The following is a 19,935-nucleotide window of genomic DNA, read 5'->3' on the forward strand; positions in this document are numbered from 1 at the left end:
CGTGACTAGGCGTTGTTCCGTTCCGGATCGGGTGGGCGGCAGACGATCGCGTGCACGGTCCCGGTCAGGGTGAGCGCGCCGGCGGCGTGGGGCAGAAGCAGCACCGTCCCCGGGATCAGTGGCGTGGCGCCGGCCGGACCGATCAGCTCACCGGCGCCGCCGAGCACCACCAGCACGGCCAGGCCCGGTGCTACTTCGGACCGGGCGCCGGGCAGGAGGCGCTCGACCCGGAAGTAGGCGTCGGCCGCCGGGACGAGGGCCGATCGTGCGCTGGACTCGGGGGCGATCAGGGCGTCCACGTCGGCGCTGGTGAGCGCATGGGTGTGGACGGCATCCAGGGCCCGGTCGAAGCCGAGGCCGAGGTGGCCGTCCGCCGTGCCATCGATCTCGAAGTCCTGCCACTCCAGCAGGATGGACAGGTCCTCCGGCTGCTGCACCTCGACGAGGAAGACACTTTCGCCGATCGCGTGCGGTAGTCCGGCAGGGATGAACACGGTGTCCCCGGGAGCGACCTCGCGGCGGTGACACAGGGCGAGCAGCTCCGCGGTGCGCTGCTGCGTGACCAGGTCCTCGAGCTCGTGCCGGGTGACGGTGCGGGTGAAGCCGAGGAAGACCTCGCCCCCGTCGACGATGTACCAGGCCTCGGCCTTGCCGTGGGCCAGGCCGAGGTGATCGGCGGCGAAGTCGTCGTCGGGATGTACATGCACCGGGAGGCGTTGACCGGCTTCGAGCAGCTTGACCAGGAGCTGGGTGTCCGTGCCGAAGGCGGTGCGGTGATCGGCGCCGAGCCAGTGCTCGGGGTCCGCCTCGATCAGGTCCCGCAGTGGGCGGCCGGCGATCGTGGTCAGGCCCAGGCTGGGCTCGCCGAACAGGGTGGTGGCCGAGCCCAGCCAGTCTTCGGGGGTGCGCGGCTGGCTGGTAGGCAGGCCCCGGAAACGGGCGATGCGTTCGCCGCCGAGGTAGAAGCGCTCCGGGGGCTGGTTCGGCGGCAGCGGGATCGGGGTGGTCATCGTTCCTCCTGGCTGGGCGGGAGCGGGCGGATACCGGATTGGCGCAGGGTGACCGGCAGCACGAGGTCTCGTGGCGGCCCGGTGTCCCCGTCGATCCGGGCGAAGAGCAGGCGGGCGGCCTCACGGCCGAGCGCGGTGGCGTCGTAGCTGACCAGGGTCAGCGGCAGCGGCATCAGGTGCGCGAGCCGGAAGTCGTCGAACCCGGCGATCGCGACGTCGGCGCCCCGGTTCCAGATCTCTTCGACGGCGCCGATCGTGGCGCGGTTGTTGCCGCAGAAGATCGCTGACGGCGGATCGGGCCGATCGAGCAGCTCGGCGACTGCGCGCGCGGAGGCTTCCGGTCCGTGCACACCGGTGCGGCACAGGCCGTGCTCGGTGGTCAGCGAGAGCTGCCGGAGCTGCTGCCGGGCGCCGTCCAGACGTTGCTGCATCGCGGTGATAGCGAGCGAGTCGAACACCATCCCGATGCGCTCGTGCCCCTGGTCGGCGAGGTGGTGGATCGCGAGGGCTGCCCCACGGGCATTGTCGAGCACCACCGAGTCCGCAGCCAGGCCCCGGGGCGCACGGTCGACGAAGACCATCGGGGTGCCCATCGCCACCTCCCGGGCCAGGCTGGACTGGTCCGGGCTGTGCGGGACGACGATCAGCCCGTCCGCCCGCCGGCGGCACAGCTCGAAGATCGTGGCCAGCTCAGCGTCTTCGCTGACCTCCTCCTCCGGGCTGCATGCGGTGATGAGCTGCACACCGCGCTCGGTCGCGACCTCGGAGGTGCCCTGCGTGATGGCGGCATAGAACTCGTTGGAGACGTCCTTGATCACCAGGCCGATCATCGCTGTGGTGGATCCGGACTTCAGCGCGGCGGCCATCTGGTTCGGCCGGTATCCGATCTCGGCGGCGGCTTCCCGCACCCGGTCGGCGAGCACCGGGTCCACCGTGGCCACGCCGTTGACCACCCGGGAGACGGTCTTGAAGCTGACGCCGGCGATCTTCGCGACGTCCACCATCGTCGGGCGCGGGTGCGGTCGCCTCGTGTCCATGGCGCCCGTTCGCCTCCCCTGAGTCAACGTCGACGTGCCGTCGTGGCTACCGGCCGTGGCCCAGACCGCCACACCAAGCAGACTGGACAACGTTGTCTCAGGATACCCGGCTTGGGGAGGCTCCGCTCGGAGTTCGGGTGGAGTTCGCGGCGGGTTGCGGGAGTCAGTCGCCGAGGGTGAGTCGGATGCGCTGTCGGATGTTGGCGAGCTGTTGGTCCGTGACGCGCGAATCGGTAGGTGTGACGCGTCGGAGCGACACGCTGGTGACGTGGTGAGCGAGCGCCCAACAGGTGCCTTCTGCACTGTTCTGTGCCGTCGGCTCGATTCGTTCCGCGAACGATTCGTGTGCGAGGCCTTCGTCACGAGTCATCGGGACAACGAGGATATTCGGGTAGTCATCCGGGAAGAGCTCGCCGTCCTCAACAACAATGCCTGAGCGCAACTTGCTGGGCTCGCGGGGGAGGGCGCCACCTCGCCAGTCCACCACTCGTCTTACGCACACTGTGAAGCGATCGAGCCCCGATCGGGTACCCCCAGATGGGCAGTGTCCGGCGATCCCACTGCGCATCCCGGGCAAGTCGATGGTGGGGAGGGCCGCCGACCGGTCAGAATCCGTTGTCCGATAGCGATCTGGGCAACGGATTCGGTCCAGTCGCGGAGGTGGTGGTTGGGGGAGTGCGGCGCCGGGGCACACACGTCCCCATCCACCTGGCGCAACCAGTGCACCCGGCGCCCGCACCTCCCCACTCGCCCGGCCCACTGGCCCGCCGCACCCACCCGGCCCACTGGCCCCCGCACCTACCCCGCCCGGACCTCGTCCCCGATCCGCTCCGGGTTGTCCGCGTCATAGATCAGCGACGCGCGCTTGATCACCTGCAGCCCGTCGGAGACGTCCACCGCCGCCACCCCCGGCAGCCGGCCGACCTCCTCGGTGAGGAAGGAGTAGAGCGCGTCGTCGTCGGCCACGGCGATCTCGCCGGACAGGTTCGTCAGGCCGGTGGTGGCGGCGATGTTCAGCACGTTCGGGTGGGCGGCCAGCGTCCGGCCCACGGCCTCCAGCCGCGCCGGCGTCACCCGCAGCCACAGCGACGCCACCACCGGCTGGCCGATCACCGCCGGCTGCACCACCGTGCGCAGCCGCAACAGGCCCGCGGTCATCAGCGCCTCCACCCGGCGCCGCGCGGTGGCCGGCTGGATCGCCAGCGCCGCACCGAGGTCGCGCCAGGTGCGCCGGCCGTCATCGGTGAGCAGGTCCACCAGGGACTGGTCCAGCTCATCGAGCTCGCGCGTCTGCCGGGAGGAGTCCTCGCTCCAGTGGTCCAGCCGCTCCGAGCGCAACGCCGCCAGCGCCCGCTCCGGCACCAGCCCGCCGCACCAGCCATGCGGGGTGGAGAACCGCCGAATGATCTTGGCGGTCGAGCTCCCGGTGACCCCGCGCACCTTCGTCAGCCGGGCGTTGAGCAGCTCCATCAGGTGCTGGGTCGAGTCCACGTGCAGCTGGGCCGTGCAGTCCAGATCGCCACCCACCACGGACACGTACCCGCACTCCGGCCACTGCGCCACGGCCCGCGCCACGTCCTGACTCGCGCCGGGCACACAGCGCAGCCGGAGGAACACCGCGAATCCGTACCCGGCCCGCTGCTGGTCCACCACGCTGATCACCCGGATCAGCTGCCGGTCGAACAGCCAGGCGAGCCGGCGGGACACGGTCGGCGCACTGGTTCCCGCCGCCGCAGCAAGCGCGCTCATCCGGCAGCGCGGATGCGCGAGCAGTGCAGCCACAACTTTCCTGTCCAGCGGCTGCAGAGTGTCTGTTTCCACCATGGTGGGCTAAAACGCTATCACTATCGTTCATCCAGCCCGCCTTCCTTGCACCGGCGCTACTGGCCGATCAACGATGCAGCAGAACGAGCAGAACCATGGACCGCGAAGGTGGGCTGAATGAGTGCAGTGACGTTGAGCGTGGTCGGCGCCGGGCACCGTGGAGCGGAGGCCTACGGCGACTACTGCCTGCGCTACCCCGAGCGGGCCCAGGTGGTCGCCGTCGCCGAACCCGATCCCGTCCGGCTCGCCGAGTTCGCCGCGGCCCACCAGATCCCACCGGAGCGGCAGTTCACCTCCTGGGACGACCTGCTGGCTCAGCCGAAGCTCTCCGACGGTCTCGTGGTCGCCACCCCGGACCTGGTCCGCGCCGGCCCGGTGGTCACCGGCGCCCGCCAGGGGTACGCCCTCCTGGTGGAGAAGCCGTTCGCCCCCACCGAGGAACAGCTCGATGCGATGTCCGCCGCGATCACCGAGAGCGGCTCCTTCGTCGGGGTGGCGCACGTGCTCCGGTACACGAACTTCTACCGCACGGTGAAGCAGCTCATCGATGACGGCACCATCGGTCGGCTGATCCACATCGACCAGACCGAGGACATCGGCTACTGGCACTTCGCGCACAGCTATGTCCGCGGCAACTGGGCCCGCGCCGAGGAATCCAGCCCGATGCTGCTGGCCAAGTCCTGCCACGACCTGGACCTGCTCACCTGGCTGATCGACGAACCGGCCACGTCGGTCTCCTCGGCCGGCACGCTCACCCACTTCACGCCCGCGAACGCCCCCGAGGGGGCACCCGAACGATGCACCGACGGTTGCCCGGCCGCGGACACCTGCCCGTTCTACGCCCCCCGCCTCTACCTCGACCGACTCGCCGGCCACCACACCTGGCCGGTCACCGCCGTCACCCGAGACACCAGCCCCGAGGCCCGGCTGCAGGCACTGCACGAGGGCCCGTACGGCAGGTGCGTCTACCGCGCGGGCAGCAACCAACCCGACCACCAGGTGGTCACCATCTCCTTCGGCGCCGGTGTGCTCGCCACGCTGCGGATCGGTGCCTTCACCGGCTCGAACACCCGCACCATCCGCGTGCTCGGCTCCCACGGCGAGATCAGCGGCCGCCTGGACACCGGCGAGATCGAGGTCCGCCGATTCCTGCCCGCACCCGGCACCGAGATCCACGAGTGGCCCCGCTGGGACCGGGACGCCCAGGGCCGCTCCGGCATGCCCGATGACGAGACCTGGACCATCGCTGCCGGCCCCACGTCCGACCCGGACCTGGCCGATACCCCCGGCCGCCGGGAGAGCGATGGGCACGCCGGTGGCGACGACGGGTTGATGCACGAGTTCGTCGAACAGCTGAGCCTGTGGAAGTCCGGGAAGGGCGCGGCGCTACCCACCGAGCTGCGGGACGCCGAACGCAGTCACCGGATCGCTTTCGCCGCCGAACGCTCCCGGCACGCCGGCCAGACGATCGAGCTCGCGGGATGAGCCAGCGGCTCTACGTCCGTGCCGTCACCCAGCTCGCCGAGCGCGTGCTCGGTCACGCGCAGGGTATTCAGTTCGCCCTGCTCGACGGCGGGGACTTACCTGCCTCGTCCAGCCTGCCCGCGTACGAGTACAGCGCAGCGGGCGGAGTGGTGCAGATCCGCGCCACCGACACCCCGGCCGCCAGTGCCGGGCTGTACGCCTACCTCAAAGACGCACTGGGTGTGCAGGTCACCTGGGACACGCCGCTGCCGCTCCAGCTGGAAGGACCGTGGCCGGACGCCGGCCCCACCCGCCGACACACCCCGGCGCAGCACCGGTACTACCTGAACGTCGTCACAACCGGCTACTCCGCGCCGTACTGGGACTGGGACCGGTGGCAGCGCGAGATCGACTGGATGGCGCTGCACGGCATCACCACCCCGCTGATGATGGTCGGCCACGAAGCCATCCTCGCCCGCGCGTTCACCGCGCAGGGCGCCGACCCTCAGGACGTGCGCACCTGGCTCGGCTCCACTGCCCACCTGCCCTGGACGCTGATGGGGTGCACGAACGCCTTCGGCGGACCGCTGCCGGCCACCTGGTTCGAGGACCGCCTCGAGCTCGCGGCGCAGATCCTCAGCCGTCAGCGGGAACTCGGCATGCGGGCGGTGCTGCCCTCGTTCGGCGGCCACGTGCCAGACTCGCTGGCCGCTGCAGACACCCCCCGCACCAGCTGGCAGGGCTTCTCCACCGCACTCTTGGCGCCCGGCGAGCCGGCGTTCGCCGAGATCGCTGAGGCGGTCACCCGCGCCCAGGCCGAGCTGCTCGGCACCGACCACCTCTACAGCGCCGACCCGTTCATCGAGTCCATCCCGCCGGCCGGCGAGCCGGAGCAGCTGACCGCGCACACCCGCGCCGTCTACCGCGGGATGAGTGCCGCCGACCCGGACGCGGTCTGGGTGATGCAGGCCTGGCCGTTCCACTACCACCGGCAGTTCTGGACCACCGAGCGGATCGCGGCGGTCACCAGGGCTGTCCCCGACGAGCGCCTGCTGCTGCTCGACCTGTGGGCCGAGCACGCCCCGGTCTGGGACGACGGCCGCGGGATCAAGGACACCCCCTGGCTGTGGTCCGCGGTGCACAACTTCGGCGGCCGGTTCTCCGTGCACGGCGACCTGTTCGGGATCACGGAGAACCTTGGCGGCGTGCTCGATGCCGCCCGCGCGGGTGAGGCGAACGTCGGCCGCCTGGTCGGCACCGGGCTGGCGATGGAGGCGATCGAGAACAACCCGGTGTTCTACGAGCTGGCCACCGACCTGGTCTGGCGCACGCCGGACGTCGCCGCCTGGGTGACCGACTACGCACGCCAGCGTTACCAGCTCCAAGAGGCTCCGCCGTCGGCAACCGGCGCTGCATCCCGGGCCTGGGACGTGCTGCTGACCACGCTCTACCGGCGAGGAGCCAGCCGGTCCACCCCGTCACCGCTGATCGCGCGCCCCTGGGACCTCGACCCGCCGTTCGCCCGGCAGCGCAGCGCGGGGGAGTTCCTCGACCCGGACGCGCCCGTGCTGATCTCGGCGAACATCGATGCCGAGTCCGACCCACACGTCGAGGGCGACCTGCCCGCGATCGCCGACGCCGCTGCGCACCTCCTCGAGGTCGCTCACGCGGGGAGCTCGCCGGAGGTAGCCAGCGATCTGGCCGATCTGCTCACGCACCTGCTGGCGCAACGCAGCCGGGCCGTGATCCGCGCCCTGTCCGCGGCTGCTCAGGCGGGAGAGGTCGACGGCGTGACTCGCCACGGCGCAGCGCTCACCCAGGCGTTGGCGGACCTGGACCGGCTGGCCGGCACCCAGCGGAACAGGCTGCTCGGCACCTGGCTCGCCGATGCCGCTCGCTGCGGCGCGGACCAGGCCGAGCGGGACACGCTGGTCCGCGATGCCCGGCGGCTGCTTACCGTGTGGGCGTGGCAGAGCTCCGGGCTGCACGACTACTCCGGGCGGCACTGGGCGGGACTGCTGGCCGGTTTCTACCTACCGCGCTGGCAGCTGTGGACCGACTGGCTGACCACCGTGGCCACCCAGGGAACGGACACCGACCTGAGCCAGTTCCGCTCCGCCGTCGTGAATTTCGAAGAAGCCTGGGCGGACCGGACGACGATCGGGGAGACCGAGCCCAGCGGTGACCTGCTCGCGATCGCGGCCGAGTTGCTGGAGCGCTACCGCGGCCCGATCGGCTGAGTCGGCAGGAGCGGGGCACTGCTGAGCGGTGCCGGTTCACTGCCGGGCCCTTCAACCTCCCTGTGCTCGTAGCCGGGAACGGCTTGGCCGTGCACCAAGCACCCGGTGCGGCTTGGGCTGCTGCAGGGAGCAGCTTGCTCGTGCGCGGCAAGCAGCCGGTACTGCTGCGCCCGGCTTGGCGCGGATCGGGGGAGCGATGGCGCTGCAGTGACCGATCGAGCGCGAGCGCCATACGGTCGAGCGGCCAAGGACCGCACATACATACTTGACAATCCATTATGCATAATTAGGCTTTGGGTCATGCCAAATGAAACGAGCTTCGGGGAGCTCACCCGCGAGACCCTCAGCGAGCTGTCCGCCGATGCGATCGCCGTGGTGCCCCTCGGTGCCACCGAACAGCACGGCCGGCAGCTGCCGACGGCCACGGACACGATGATCGCCACGCATCTCGCCGAGCGCTCGGTGCGTCTGGTCGCCGACGAGGTGAAGGTGGTCCTCTGCCCGACGGTGCCGTACGGGTTCTCCGAACATCACGTGCCGTTCGGCGGCACCATCAGCCTGGATAACGACACCTACATCCGTGTGCTCACCTCGATCGGCCGGTCGCTGTCCAGGAGCGGGTTCAAGCGGCTGATCTTCCTCAACGGGCACGGCGGCAACGTGGCACCGGGTTCTGCTGCCGCCGACCGGTTGGTCACCGAGCTGGGGCTCGATCTGGCCGTGGGCCTGCTGAGCTACTGGGAGTGCATCGACGAGCGCACGCGGGCGGCCTTCACGATGCCTGCACCCGGACACGCCGGGGGGTTCGAGGCCGCGCTGATCAGCGCGCTGGCCGCCGATCTGGTCCTGCCGTTGCCGCAGGACCAGGGCAGCTCCGCACGGGACGATGCCGCACGGCCGCTGAACGTCTCCGACGAGATGAAGGGCACCACTCGGTTCCCGAACATGTGGCAGGCCTCGGACGGTGTCACCGACATCCCCGCCCACCCTGATCCGGTACTCGGTGCCGAACTGCTGGAGAACGTCAGCATCGCCATTGCCGAGTACGTCAAGCAGTTCGACGCCGCTACTCGCTGATTCCTCCGCTCACCCGGAAGCCAATGGAGGTTCTCTATGGAAAATGTCGATACGGCACAGGCCGTACCCACGAAGATGCGTAGGCGCTCTCGGCGCACTGTCTATCGGTCCATCTGGGGCACGGTCATGTCCCTGCCGGTCCTCGTTCCTTTCATCGTCTTCGGCGTCGTGCCGCTCGTCTGGCTCATGGTCATCAGCGTGACCGACTACGACGGGTTCCTCCGGATGGACTTCGTCGGCATTGAGAACTATGTGGAGCTGATGGGGGACAGCTACTGGTGGCGTTCGGTGGCCAATACCCTGATCATCGCCGTCTGCGCGGTCGCGATCCAACTACCCATCGGATTCGGGCTCGCCGTCGTCCTCAACGCGGCCAGCAAGCGGATCGCCACCACGTTCCGCACGGTGTTCTTCCTGCCCTACATCATTCCCGCGATGATCTGCGGTGTGCTGTTCGGGTTCCTCGTCGGCCCCACCCGGCTCGGGATCGTCAACGACCTGCTGATGAACCTCGGCCTGGTGGAGAGCCCGATCACCTTCCTCGGCACTCGGGTCGGCGCGCTGGCGGTCATCATCATTGCGACAGCCTGGATGGAGTTCGGGTTCACCCTGTTGCTGTTCCACGCCGGTCTGCAGTCGGTACCCGAGGAGCTGTACGAAGCGGCACAGCTGGACGGCGCGAGCCGCTGGCGCAGCCTGACCAACATCACCCTGCCGTTGCTGCGCCCGATCATCAACGTGATCTTGTTGCTGGCGATGGTCTCGGTGATGAAGTCCTTCGATGTGGTGAAGTCGTTGACGAATGGCGGCCCGGCCGGTGCCAGTGACGTCATGTTCACCCACATCTACGACTTGTTCTTCAGTCAACAGATCTACTCGCGAATCGGTTATGCCTCCGCGGTGTCGGTGGTCGCCAGCGTGATCATCGCCGTGTCCGTGGGCGTGGTGTTCATCATGATCGGTCGCGGACGAAAGAAGGGTGCGTGATGAAGGGCTACCGGTACCGGCGAACGCGAATCACCGTATTCGCCGCCCTGGTCGTGTGTGCGGTCACGACGCTCTTTCCGATCCTGTACGCCATCTCCGGATCGTTCAAGACGCTGCCCGAGCTCTCCAACTCCGGGTCACGACTCATTCCGCAGAACCCGACGGTCCAGAACTACCTCGACGCGCTGACCGAGGCCAATTTCTTCCAGGCCTTCACCAACAGCGTGATGGTCACCGTATCGGCGACCGTCATCGGGACGATCGCGGCCGCGATGTGCGGGTACGCCTTCGCCCGGAAGATGGTGCCCGGATCGAAGCTGTTCCTCGGTCTGATGGGTGCCGGCATCTTCCTCAGTGCCGGTACCGCGACCATCTATCCCCGCTATGTCATGGCCCAGGCCCTGGGAATCGACAACTTGGTCGGGGTGGTCGTGCTGCAGCTGGCGGAGATCACGCTGCTGACGACCTTCCTGGTCCGGGCCTACTGCCTGGACATGGGTGAAGAGGTCGAGCACGCTGCCATGATCGACGGCTGCGGTACCTTCGGTGCCTTCTGGCACGTGGGGATCCCGGCCATGCGCCCCATCCTGACTACGGCAGCGGTACTGACCTTCCAATGGTCCTGGAACAGCTTCCAGGTTCCGCTGGTGTTCACGTTGCCTCGGCCGGATCTGCAGACCCTCACCGTGAGCGTCTTCGCTATCAAATCGGCCGGTGGAGACGGTTTCGGGGAATACACGATTCTGCTCGCGGGCGCGGTGATGGCAGTGCTGCCCATCATCGTCGTCTACATCATTGCGCAGCGCTATTTCATGGATGGTCTGACAGCAGGAGCTTTGAAAGGATGATGACAATGCACAAGCGCAAGCTTGGGGTGATCAGTGTGCTGGCCGGCACAGCTTTGGTGGCGGCCGGATGCTCAGGTGGCGATGACGATGGCGGTGTGCCGACCATCAGCATCTGGGTGCAGTCAAGCAGCGAGACCGCGGTCGACGAACGATGGGTCGAAGACTTCAACGCAGCGAATGACGACGTGCAGGTCGAGTACCGGAGCATGCCGTCCGACCGCTTCGCCAACGACCTCATGCTCGCCATGCGAACGGACGAGGGTCCGGACATCTTCCACGGCCCGTCTCCGGCGGAAGTGGTCAACCCGGGATTCGCCCTGCCGCTGGAGGACTACCTCTCCGAGGAGACCCGCGCCGAGTTCGAGGGCTATCTGGAAGGGTCCTTCGACTACATCATCCAGGACAGCATCTACGCGCTGCCGTACAAGTTCAACGGCACCCGGCTGCTGATCAACCGGGACCTGTTTGAGGAAGCCGGCCTCGACCCGGACTCACCACCGCAAACCTTCAGTGAGGTGCGTGAGGCTGCGGCGGCCATCACCGAGTCCTCAGGCGGTAACGCCTACGGATTCGCTGTGCCGCTGGCCTGGAACGGGGTCTACCAGAACCACATCGAACCGCTGGCGATGGCGGTGAACCCGAACCTCACCCGCGTGGGGCTGTTCGACCGTGAGCGGCAGGAGTTCGCGATGGAGGAGTTCGAACCGATCCTCCAGCTCTACCGCGACGTGCAGGACGACGGCGCGATGTTCCCCAGCATCGGCACGCTCGACCGGGACAGTCTGCGCAGCGAGTTCGCGAACGGACAGGTCGGCATGTACGTGGGCAGCTCCCTCGAGGTCGGCGTGATGAACGATGCGTTGGACACCGATGTGGACTGGGATGCGGTCCGTATCCCGATCCCGGACGGTATGGAGTACCAGCGTTCCAGCGGGACGGTCGTGGCCGGTGGCTTCGTCAGCTCCCAGACCGAGGACCCCGAGCTCGCGGTGCGCGTCTACGAGGAGTGGCTGAGCGCAGACCGCACCTGTGAGCTCACCGAGGAGGGGCACATCATCCCGGTCCTGGGGAGCCTGAACGAGTGCGTACCCAGCGATATCACCGGGTACGAGGAGTTCGTCCCGTCCGACGAGATGCTGGACACCCCGGACCCGATCGCGCCCGGGAACGCCCTGCGCATCACCGGCACTCCGTACGAGGACATCATTGCCGAGCTGGCGGTGACCGATGCCGAGATGGCCCCCGCCCTCGAGGAGCTCTCCACTCGCTACACCGAGGCGTACCAGGAGGGGGTGGACTCAGGTGAGCTCGACGCCGGTGACTACAGCTGATCCGCACGCCGGCCAGGCTGCCGCGAAGCCGCGGGTCGCCGTCATCCTCACCACCTATTTCCGCGGATCGCACTCCGATGTGGTGGTGGGCCGGCTGCTGGACGGGTACCTCCTCGAAGGGGAGAACCGGCAGCCGGACGTCGAGGTGGTCTCGGCGTACCTGGAGCTGCTCGGCGACCCCTACGGCGGCGACGATCCACGCGATGACATCGGCGTCGAGATGTTCGAGCAGTTCGGCATCCCGATGTTCGACTCGGTGGCCGAGGCCATCGGACTGGGCGAGCCCGGCGTGGCCGTCGACGCAGTGCTGGTGATCGGCGAGCACGGCGGGTACGAGGAGAACATGTACGACCAACGCCTCTATCCGCGCAAGCGGCTCGTGGACGCAGCGATCTCGACCATGTGGGGCGCCGGAACGTTCGTGCCGGTGTTCACCGACAAGCAGCTGGCCTGGCGCACGCGGGACGCGTTCCGGATGGTCGAGGACTGCCGGCGCTTCGGGGTGCCGCTGATGGCGGGGTCGAGCATTCCGCTGGCCTGGCGCAGCGGTGATCAGACCTGGCCTGCTGGCGAACCGATGGACGCCGCCGTGGTGGTCGGCTTCGGTGGTGCGGACATCTATGGCACGCACCTGCTGGAGCTGTGCCAGTCGTTCACCGAACGCCGAGCAGGCGGTGAGACCGGGGTCGAGCAGGTGCTCGGGCTCACCGGAGATCAAGCCCGAGCCGCTCTGACCGACGGCCGCATCGACCGCGAGCTGTACGAACGAGCTCTCGCGACGGTCGACCTCGAGCCAGAGGGCCAGGCGCGGATAGCCGAGTCCGGCATCGACGTGTTCGAGGTGATCCACCGCGACGGGTTGCGCAGCTGGATCGTGATCCACGAGGGGCTGTACCGGTTCGGGGTGGCGGCCCGCGGCCCGAACCTCAGCACCGCTACGCGCGTCTGGGCCCAGCGGGGCCCGGAGTTCGGGCACTTCTCCTACCTGGTACGCAACATCGAGCAGTTCTTCAGCACCGGCAAGCCGGGCTGGCCTACCGAACGGGTCCTCCTCGTGACTGGTGTGCTTGACGCCGCGATGCGATCGCGGCACGCGAGTCGCGGGCAGGGTGTGCCGGTTCCGGTAGTCACTCCGGAGTTGGACTTTGGCTACCAGCACGACGACAGTGCGGTGATCCACGCGCACGGTCTCCCTGTGATCGACGATTCTGAGTAAGAGGAAACAGATGCAATTCGCAACATCGCCAGACGCGCCCCGCCCGGCCGGACCGTACAGCCATGCCGTGCGGGTGGGCGGTTTCGTCTACACCGCCGGCTTCGGGCCGCAGCATCCGGATACGGGGGAGGTGCCCGAGGGAGTGGTCGCCCAGACCCGACAGGTGCTGGAGAACCTGCGGGTCGCGCTGCGCGCCGTGGGTGCGGAGCTGGACCAGGTGGTCAAGACCACCTGCCATCTACGGCATCCCGAAGCCGATTTCGCCGGGTTCAACGAGGTGTACCGGGAGTTCTTCGACGAGCCCTACCCGGTGCGCACCACGGTCGGCTCGGAACTTCCGGGAATCCTGGTGGAGATCGACGCCGTCGCCGTGTCGGGCGACACAGCCGAGACGGCGTAGGCATAATGTGGCGATGAGCGATCCGATCTTCGGCCTCACCCTGGGAGCGTCCGGTCAGTCGATGGTCGACCGGATCGAGGGCACCCTCTCGGACGCCATCCGCAACGGTGACCTCCCCGGCGGACACCGGCTTCGCGAGATCCCCATCGCTCAGCAGTTCGACTGTTCCACCACGCCGGTGCGAGAGGCGATTCGACGTCTCGCTTCTGCCGGGTTGGTGACGCTAGCTCCCCGCCGCGGGGCGATCGTCAGCGCCATCTCGATGGACGAGATCGAAGATCTCTACGAGCTGCGGATGCTTGTGGAGCCGGCGATGGCGCGCCGAGCAGCCGCAGCAGCGGCCGAGCGGCCGGAGGCGCTGGAGCGACTGGGAGAGCTGGTGCGCAGACAGACCGAGCAGCTCGAGTCGGGTGAGGTGGGCGATGGCCTGTTGGACGCCTCGGTGCACGCAGCCATCGCTGAGCTGGCCGGAAACGTGGTCATCGCCGGGCACGTCTCGAACGCCACCCAACAGGTCGAAGCGGTGCAGGCCCGGGCACGGAAGTGGGCGCCACGTGGGCTGGAGTCAGCTCTGCACTTCCACACCCGCTTGCTCGCTGCGATCGATGCCGGGGACGCCGACCGGGCAGAGTCTGTGATGCGCGAGCATCTCGTCGAAGCGCAGGAGGGTGTCGTCGCTGGTCTGCAACGGCAGGCGGACGACGCAGTGCAGCGGCCCGAAGGGACACTCTGAGCTCGCCACCCAGGTCTGGACTCCGTTGCGTACCGAACGGTAGACGGTGACCTGCACGGTCAGGAGCGCGGTCCACGGTGCCAGCAACGGCAGCTGGGAGCCCATCAGGTTCGCCGAGATCCCGGGAGCAGGCTCGCAGCGCCGCGCCGTCCGGTGGCGGCCCAGGCTGGAGCGGGCGACGACGTCGCTCACCAAGGCGCGCCCCTCACCCTGACCGTGCGCGACCGGGCCCGGCTGGCTGGTCCGCAGCCTGACCGGCTGCGCTCCGGATGTCGCGGGAGATGAGCCGAGCAGCCCGCACCAACAAAGGAACGCGCAGTTGCAGCTCGTCCAATCCGGCGACCGCCTTCGGCACACTGAACGATATCGCGCCAAGGATCTCGGGACCGTGGATGATCGGCACGGCCACGCAGTTGATGAAATCTTCGAACTCTCCGTCATCGCGTGCCCAACCGAGCCTGGAAATATCCCTCAGCTGTGCGTCAAGACCCTCCTCGTCGCGCAGGGTCATCGGGGTGTATTTCTGCCAGGGATGATCGACCAGGATCGCTGAACGCCGTTCGGTAGGGCAGTGGGCGAGGATCGCCTTGCCTACGGCAGTGCAGTAGGGGATGACCGGCGCGCCGAGACGGGAATAGGTAGGTATCGCCGTCTCGTCAGCCACCTTGTGCACATAAGCGATCTGATCGTCGAGCAGTGCTGCGACATGGATCGTATGACCGACCGCCCGTTGGAGCGCCCGGGCGTGCAGCTCAGCGGGCCGATGGAGACTGACGTCGCCTATGGCTACCTGTCCGAGCTCGACGAGCCTCAACCCGAGTACGTACGTTCCATCTCTTCGGCGACGCACGTACCGCTCGCCTTCGAGGGTCTTGAGATCACGAAACATCGTTGTCCGATGCACGTCGAATTCCCTGGCCAAATCCGCAACGGTGCGCCCTCGTTCAGTGAGTGCCTGCACGATACGAACACCTCTCGTGATCGTAGTGCCCATCGATCCTCCCAGATCCAACACCCTCCGACGGGTGTGCAACTATTGCAACATCGGACGTCGACGGGCTCTCGCGATGCCAATCTACCTGCATCTGCGCTGGTCAAGTCAACTTGAGGCACCGGATTTGTGCGGGGTGTGCAGATAGTGCAACATCGCTTGCCGCTCCGGCCCCACGATGCAAATATTGAGAAATGCACGGAGTCCTAGTAGCCAGAGCTGCGCATCGTATGGATTGAGCAGTCGCCATCGCCTTTGCTGTGCAAAACACCGTAACGACTAGTGGACTCGGATCAAGGCGGACCGAGTCTTTGTCGCTACTGCCCTAGGTTCCACGTGTCAAGTCGCCCGCTATCCGCTATGCCAAAGGAGTCATGACCACTATGCGCCCAAACCTACGTTCCGGCACTAGGCGCCGAACGCTGGCGGCATCAGCCATTGCGCTTTCCATGCTCGGCCTTACCGCGTGCGGGAGCGGAAGCGCCGGAGGGTCGAGCCTGCAGATCATTCTGACCACGAATCCCTGGTCCACGGAGATCGTGGAAAGGCTGAGCGACTTTGAGGAGGAGAGTGGTATCGACGTTGAGGTCACGCAGTTGACCCGCGAGCAAGCCCAGTCCACTCTCACCGTGAAACTCAAGGCCGGCGCATCCGATTTGGACGTCTATATGTATGCCCCGCCGCAGCTGGGCCTCCAGTACGCACAGAACGGGTGGATGCTCGACCTGACGGACAGAGTCGCCGAGGACAGCGTATTCGACTGGGACGATTTCATGCCCGCCACCCGGGACGCCGTCACCTTCGAGGAACGCGTGTATGGAATTCCCACGGTGACTGAACGTGAGGTTCTCTTCTACCGGAAGGATCTGTTCGCCGCAGCCGGGCTGGAGCCGCCCACCACCTTCGCGGAGCTCGAGGCGGCCGCGGCCGAGCTGAACCAGGATGATGTCACCGGCTACATCGCGCGGGCCGAGCCCAGTGCGGCCATCACCCAGTTCTCCGGTTTCCTGTACGGGCATGGCGGCGACTTCATCACCGACGGCGAAGCGTCGATCAACAGCGACGAAGCAGTCGCTGCGTATCAGACCTATGGCGATCTGTATCGCGAGCACGGACCGGTCGGCCTGGTGGGTACCACCCAGGAGCTGGTCGCCATGTTCCAGCAGGGGAGTGCGGCGATGATGATCGACGCCGAGGTTTGGTGGGGGCAGCTGGTTGACCCAGAGGCGTCCACCATTCCCGCCGAGGACGTTGGTGTGGCCCCGTTACCGGGCGGGTCAGCAGGATCTCGGCCCTACAACATTCCGTCGCAGGCCCTGGGCATCAACCCCGATACGTCGATGGAGGACGAGGCGTGGGAGTTCGTCCAGTGGGCCACCAGCCCGGAGATGGTCTTCGACATCCAACAGTCTGGAGTGTTCGGCGCACGGCAGAGCGTCTGGGACGACCCGGACGCGCTCACCGGGATCCCTGAGGACTACCGGGAGACGCTGCTGGCATCGATCGAGAGTGGCATCGGACATGACCGGCCGCAGGTGATGCAGGTCGGACGGGCCCGGGATATCGCCGGTGCGCCGATCCTGGTCGCGATCGAGGGCGGCGATGTTGCCAGCGCCGCGGATCAGGCACAGGCACAGCTGGAGGCGCTGCTTGCCGAAGAGCGAGAGGCGAGCGAGTAGGTGGGGCCAGGAACGAAGCTGGCCGGACTTTGTGCCGATCCACCCACTCGAGCGCTGAGGAGCCCGCACAGATGATTCGAGCTCTCCGGATGAACCGGACCAAACTGATCATGATCACGCCGGCAGTTCTCGTGATCGTGGCGTTGATCGCCTTCCCCATCATCTACACGGTGCAGCTCAGTTTCACCGAGGGCCTCGGCTCCGGTCAGGCATTCAGCCTCGACAACTACCGTGCGGTGCTCTCCGACACCGGAAGGTTCTGGCCGGCCGTCCTGCGCACCGTCATCTTCACCGTCGGGGCGCTGGTTCTTCAGCTGGTCCTTGGTATCGGTACCGCGCTCTTGCTCCGCAGACCATTTCGTGGGCACAACGCGGTCAAGACGATCCTCATCCTCCCGCTGGTGACGAGCCCGGTGGCTGTTGCTTCCATCTGGCTTCTCATGCTGGAGCCGAACCTGGGTATTGTGAACGAGGTCCTTGGCTGGTTCCAGATCGCACCACAGGGATGGCTCAAAGATCCGGGCCAGGCGTTTCCGACGCTCATCCTGCTGGACATCTGGCAGTTCACCCCTCTCATTGTGTTGATTACCCTCGCCGGTTTGAGTGGCCTGCCCGAAGAGGTCGAAGAGGCGGCTGTCGTGGACGGAGCCAACTATCTGCAGAGAACCCGTCACGTCACTCTGCCGCTTCTGCGCAACACCATCGTTGTGGCTGCTGTGCTCCGCGGTGTCGATGCCATGAAGACCTTCGACATTATCTATGCGACCGTCGGGCCAGGTGGTGGGGGCGGACACACCGCGGAAACGTTGAACGTGTACGTGTATGGCCTCAGCTTTGACTATATTGAGATCGGGAAGGCTGCGGTTGCTCTCATCGCGTTCTTCATTATGGTGCTGGCCGTCGCACTCCTTATTATCAGAAGGGCGGCACGAGAATGAGTATCGCAGTCAAGACTGGTCGCATCACCAAATCCATGCGCGCCCTCGCGATCGTGAGCGTGACCCTGGTAGCAGCGTTCCCCTTTGTGTGGATGTTGTTGGCGTCATTCAAGCACAATGTTCAGATCTCCGACGTGAGCCAGTCCTTCGTCTTCTCGCCGACTCTGGACAACTACGTGTCGGTGCTGGAGACCAACAACTACTTCCAGTATTTCGTCAACAGCCTCACGGTATCGCTCGGCGCCACGATCGCATCGCTGGTGCTCGGTGTGCCGGCGGCGTGGGCGATAGCCAAGTTCAGTATGGCGCGGTTGAATACGATGGTTCTACTGGCGCGGATCATCCCTGCTGTAACGCTTCTGGTGCCGTGGTACCTGCTATTCTCCAAACTAGAGATGGTCGGCGGATACCCAGCGCTGATCTTGAGCCATGTGTTCATCTGCATGCCCCTGATCATGTGGATCATGACAGGATTCTTTGCATCGCTGCCAGCGGAGTTGGACGAGGCAGGCCGGATTGATGGGTTGAGCGAGTTCGGAACATTTCTCCACATCTCCCTTCCGCTGTCCGTTCCTGGTATCGCGACCGGCAGTATTCTGGCTATCATCTTCAGTTGGAACAACTTCCTGTTCTCGCTGGTGCTCGCCGATACGAGTACCTTGACCCTGCCGGTTGCCATCTACCAGTTCATGTCTTATGCCGGCATCGATTGGGGTGGTCTGATGGCGGCCGCTTCGGTCATGACGTTGCCCATCATCGTGTTCGGACTGTTCGCGCAGCGCTACGTTGTCGCCGGACTCACCGCCGGCGCGACGAAGGGCTAGATGAAGGATCGTCCACGTGTGGGCTGCTCGATCAACGGGCCGCCCGGGTGTGGTGGACGTTGAGTGCCCCTGTGATGTGTGTCCGTTGAGATGAGAGGTCTCTTGTGGTTGTACTCGATAGCACGTTGATGGCTCCTTGGGATGATGGGACGTCGTCGCCCCGGATTGAGGACGTGCAGACGTTCGTGACGGCTCCCGAAGGCCTGAACCTGGTGGTGGTTCGCGTCGAGACGGACGTTCCGGGCCTGTACGGGCTGGGCTGCGGAACTCATGCCTTCCGCGCCAAGGCCGTGAAGGACATTGTGGACGACTACCTCACGCCCCGGGTGATCGGCCGCAGCGCTCGGGATGTCACCGACATCTTCCAGACGTTGAAGCTGGCGCCGTACTGGCGCGGGGGGCCGGTAGACAACAGTGCGTTGTCGGGCATCGACATGGCGCTCTGGGACATCAAGGCCAAACTGGCCAACCAGCCGGTGTGGAGCCTGACGGGCGGTCTGGTGCGCTCCTACCTGCCCACCTACATCTCGGTGTTCGCCACATCGCTCGAGGAGCTCGTGGTGGGAGTTCGGAAGCGTTGGGACGAGGGATATCGAAGCTTTCGGCCGATGATCGCCGGGCACGACTACGGGTCCCAGCGGTGCACCGGGCGTGCCTACATCGCTGACTGGGTCGCTACCTTGACCCGGCTGGTGGAGGAGTTCGGTACCGAGGCAGAGTACGTGGTCGACGTCCATGGGCGTCTGCAGCCGCAAGAAGTGTTCGAGCTCGCACGAGCCATGGATGAGTTCCCACTGGTGTATCTGGAGGACCCGTTCCCGCACGAGCTGACCCGGTGGCTGCCGCAGCTCCGTGGCTTCAGTTCGCTGCGCATCGCGATCGGTGAGACGTTCGCCAGCATCGAGGAGTTTCTCCCGCTGATCGTCGCATCGAGCATCGACGTGGTCCGGAGTCATATCTCGATGATCGGCGGGTTCAGTGCAGCGCACCGGCTGGCGACGTTGGCCGAGCAGTTCGGGGTGCAAACCGCCTGGCATGGCCCGCTGGACCTGAGTCCGCTCGGCCACGCGGCGAACGCGGCCCTGGGCCTGGCCAGCCCGAACTTCGGAATTCACGAGCATCACGAGCCCAGCGAAGCAGCCATCGAGGTGTTCCCCGGGGCGCACACAGCCGAGGCGGGCCGGATCGTGCCGTGGCACACGCCGGGCTGGGGCGTGGAATTCGACGAGGCCGCGGCACGCAGGCACCCCCCGATGTCCCCCTTCACCATCTCCCGTTTGGAGGCGAATCGTGCGCTGGATGGCAGCCTGCTGAAACCCTAGAAGGTGCTGCTGGT

18 protein-coding genes are annotated in these 19,935 nt (G+C 66.6%); 13 read left to right on the forward strand and 5 right to left on the reverse strand.

Features of this window, described 5'->3' with window-relative positions; all coding sequences use genetic code 11:
* Positions 1–5 precede the first annotated feature (5 nt).
* The 4 genes from FU260_RS11050 to FU260_RS11065 form a co-directional block, all read right to left on the reverse strand.
* Positions 6–1,010: a class I mannose-6-phosphate isomerase gene (locus FU260_RS11050; protein ID WP_147917107.1), complete on the reverse strand. Its 1,005-nt coding sequence runs from the start codon at positions 1,008–1,010 to the stop codon at positions 6–8.
* The gene (locus tag FU260_RS11055; RefSeq protein ID WP_147917108.1) at positions 1,007–2,047 is read right to left on the reverse strand and encodes a LacI family DNA-binding transcriptional regulator; all 1,041 of its coding nucleotides are present in this window, start codon (positions 2,045–2,047) and stop codon (positions 1,007–1,009) included. The genes FU260_RS11050 and FU260_RS11055 overlap by 4 nt, the downstream gene beginning before the upstream one ends.
* Before the next feature lie 163 nt (positions 2,048–2,210).
* On the reverse strand, positions 2,211–2,615 hold the full coding sequence (locus tag FU260_RS24605) for a type II toxin-antitoxin system PemK/MazF family toxin (protein WP_147917109.1): 405 nt from the start codon (positions 2,613–2,615) through the stop codon (positions 2,211–2,213).
* A 230-nt stretch (positions 2,616–2,845) separates the two neighbouring features.
* Positions 2,846–3,868, reverse strand: coding sequence for an Lrp/AsnC family transcriptional regulator (locus FU260_RS11065; protein WP_168211741.1), 1,023 nt, complete (start codon positions 3,866–3,868; stop codon positions 2,846–2,848).
* 120 nt (positions 3,869–3,988) lie between these two features.
* On the opposite strand from FU260_RS11065, the gene FU260_RS11070 reads away from it, so the two are divergent.
* The 9 genes from FU260_RS11070 (at position 3,989) to FU260_RS11110 (ending at position 14,167) form a co-directional block, all read left to right on the forward strand.
* Complete coding sequence (locus tag FU260_RS11070; RefSeq protein ID WP_147917111.1) at positions 3,989–5,356, forward strand: Gfo/Idh/MocA family protein; 1,368 nt, start codon at positions 3,989–3,991, stop codon at positions 5,354–5,356.
* Complete coding sequence (locus tag FU260_RS11075; protein ID WP_147917112.1) at positions 5,353–7,575, forward strand: alpha-N-acetylglucosaminidase; 2,223 nt, start codon at positions 5,353–5,355, stop codon at positions 7,573–7,575. Before FU260_RS11070 ends, FU260_RS11075 begins: the two co-directional genes overlap by 4 nt.
* Before the next feature lie 300 nt (positions 7,576–7,875).
* Positions 7,876–8,652, forward strand: coding sequence for a creatininase family protein (locus FU260_RS11080; RefSeq protein WP_147917113.1), 777 nt, complete (start codon positions 7,876–7,878; stop codon positions 8,650–8,652).
* 36 nt (positions 8,653–8,688) lie between these two features.
* Positions 8,689–9,639 (forward strand): carbohydrate ABC transporter permease, encoded by a 951-nt coding sequence (locus tag FU260_RS11085; protein ID WP_147917114.1) that lies wholly within the window; start codon positions 8,689–8,691, stop codon positions 9,637–9,639.
* Complete coding sequence (locus FU260_RS11090; RefSeq protein WP_148239320.1) at positions 9,639–10,487, forward strand: carbohydrate ABC transporter permease; 849 nt, start codon at positions 9,639–9,641, stop codon at positions 10,485–10,487. Before FU260_RS11085 ends, FU260_RS11090 begins: the two co-directional genes overlap by 1 nt.
* Positions 10,488–10,492: 5 nt before the next feature.
* A complete protein-coding gene (locus FU260_RS11095) occupies positions 10,493–11,818 on the forward strand; it encodes an ABC transporter substrate-binding protein (protein ID WP_168211742.1) in 1,326 nt (441 codons plus the stop codon).
* A complete protein-coding gene (locus tag FU260_RS11100; protein WP_147917117.1) occupies positions 11,805–13,034 on the forward strand; it encodes a hypothetical protein in 1,230 nt (409 codons plus the stop codon). The genes FU260_RS11095 and FU260_RS11100 overlap by 14 nt, the downstream gene beginning before the upstream one ends.
* 10 nt (positions 13,035–13,044) lie before the next feature.
* Positions 13,045–13,434 (forward strand): RidA family protein, encoded by a 390-nt coding sequence (locus FU260_RS11105; protein WP_147917118.1) that lies wholly within the window; start codon positions 13,045–13,047, stop codon positions 13,432–13,434.
* A 13-nt stretch (positions 13,435–13,447) separates the two neighbouring features.
* Positions 13,448–14,167 carry a GntR family transcriptional regulator gene (locus tag FU260_RS11110; RefSeq protein WP_147917119.1) on the forward strand — a complete coding sequence of 240 codons (720 nt, stop codon included), beginning with the start codon at positions 13,448–13,450 and terminating at the stop codon, positions 14,165–14,167.
* 205 nt (positions 14,168–14,372) lie between these two features.
* On the opposite strand, the gene FU260_RS11115 is transcribed toward FU260_RS11110, so the two are convergent.
* Positions 14,373–15,161 (reverse strand): IclR family transcriptional regulator, encoded by a 789-nt coding sequence (locus tag FU260_RS11115; protein WP_147917120.1) that lies wholly within the window; start codon positions 15,159–15,161, stop codon positions 14,373–14,375.
* A gap of 536 nt (positions 15,162–15,697) precedes the next feature.
* Between FU260_RS11115 and FU260_RS11120 the strand changes: the two genes are divergently transcribed.
* From FU260_RS11120 to FU260_RS11135, 4 genes are all read left to right on the forward strand, one after another.
* Entirely contained in the window at positions 15,698–16,837 is a 1,140-nt protein-coding gene (locus tag FU260_RS11120) for an ABC transporter substrate-binding protein (RefSeq protein WP_168211743.1), read from the forward strand.
* A gap of 71 nt (positions 16,838–16,908) precedes the next feature.
* Positions 16,909–17,775 carry a carbohydrate ABC transporter permease gene (locus tag FU260_RS11125; protein WP_147917122.1) on the forward strand — a complete coding sequence of 289 codons (867 nt, stop codon included), beginning with the start codon at positions 16,909–16,911 and terminating at the stop codon, positions 17,773–17,775.
* Positions 17,772–18,599 carry a carbohydrate ABC transporter permease gene (locus tag FU260_RS11130; RefSeq protein WP_147917123.1) on the forward strand — a complete coding sequence of 276 codons (828 nt, stop codon included), beginning with the start codon at positions 17,772–17,774 and terminating at the stop codon, positions 18,597–18,599. The genes FU260_RS11125 and FU260_RS11130 overlap by 4 nt, the downstream gene beginning before the upstream one ends.
* Before the next feature lie 185 nt (positions 18,600–18,784).
* Positions 18,785–19,921 (forward strand): enolase C-terminal domain-like protein, encoded by a 1,137-nt coding sequence (locus FU260_RS11135; protein ID WP_168211744.1) that lies wholly within the window; start codon positions 18,785–18,787, stop codon positions 19,919–19,921.
* The last annotated feature ends 14 nt before the right edge of the window (positions 19,922–19,935 follow it).

Origin of the sequence: Ruania zhangjianzhongii (assembly GCF_008000995.1) — a bacterium.
Lineage (GTDB): Bacteria > Actinomycetota > Actinomycetes > Actinomycetales > Beutenbergiaceae > Ruania > Ruania zhangjianzhongii.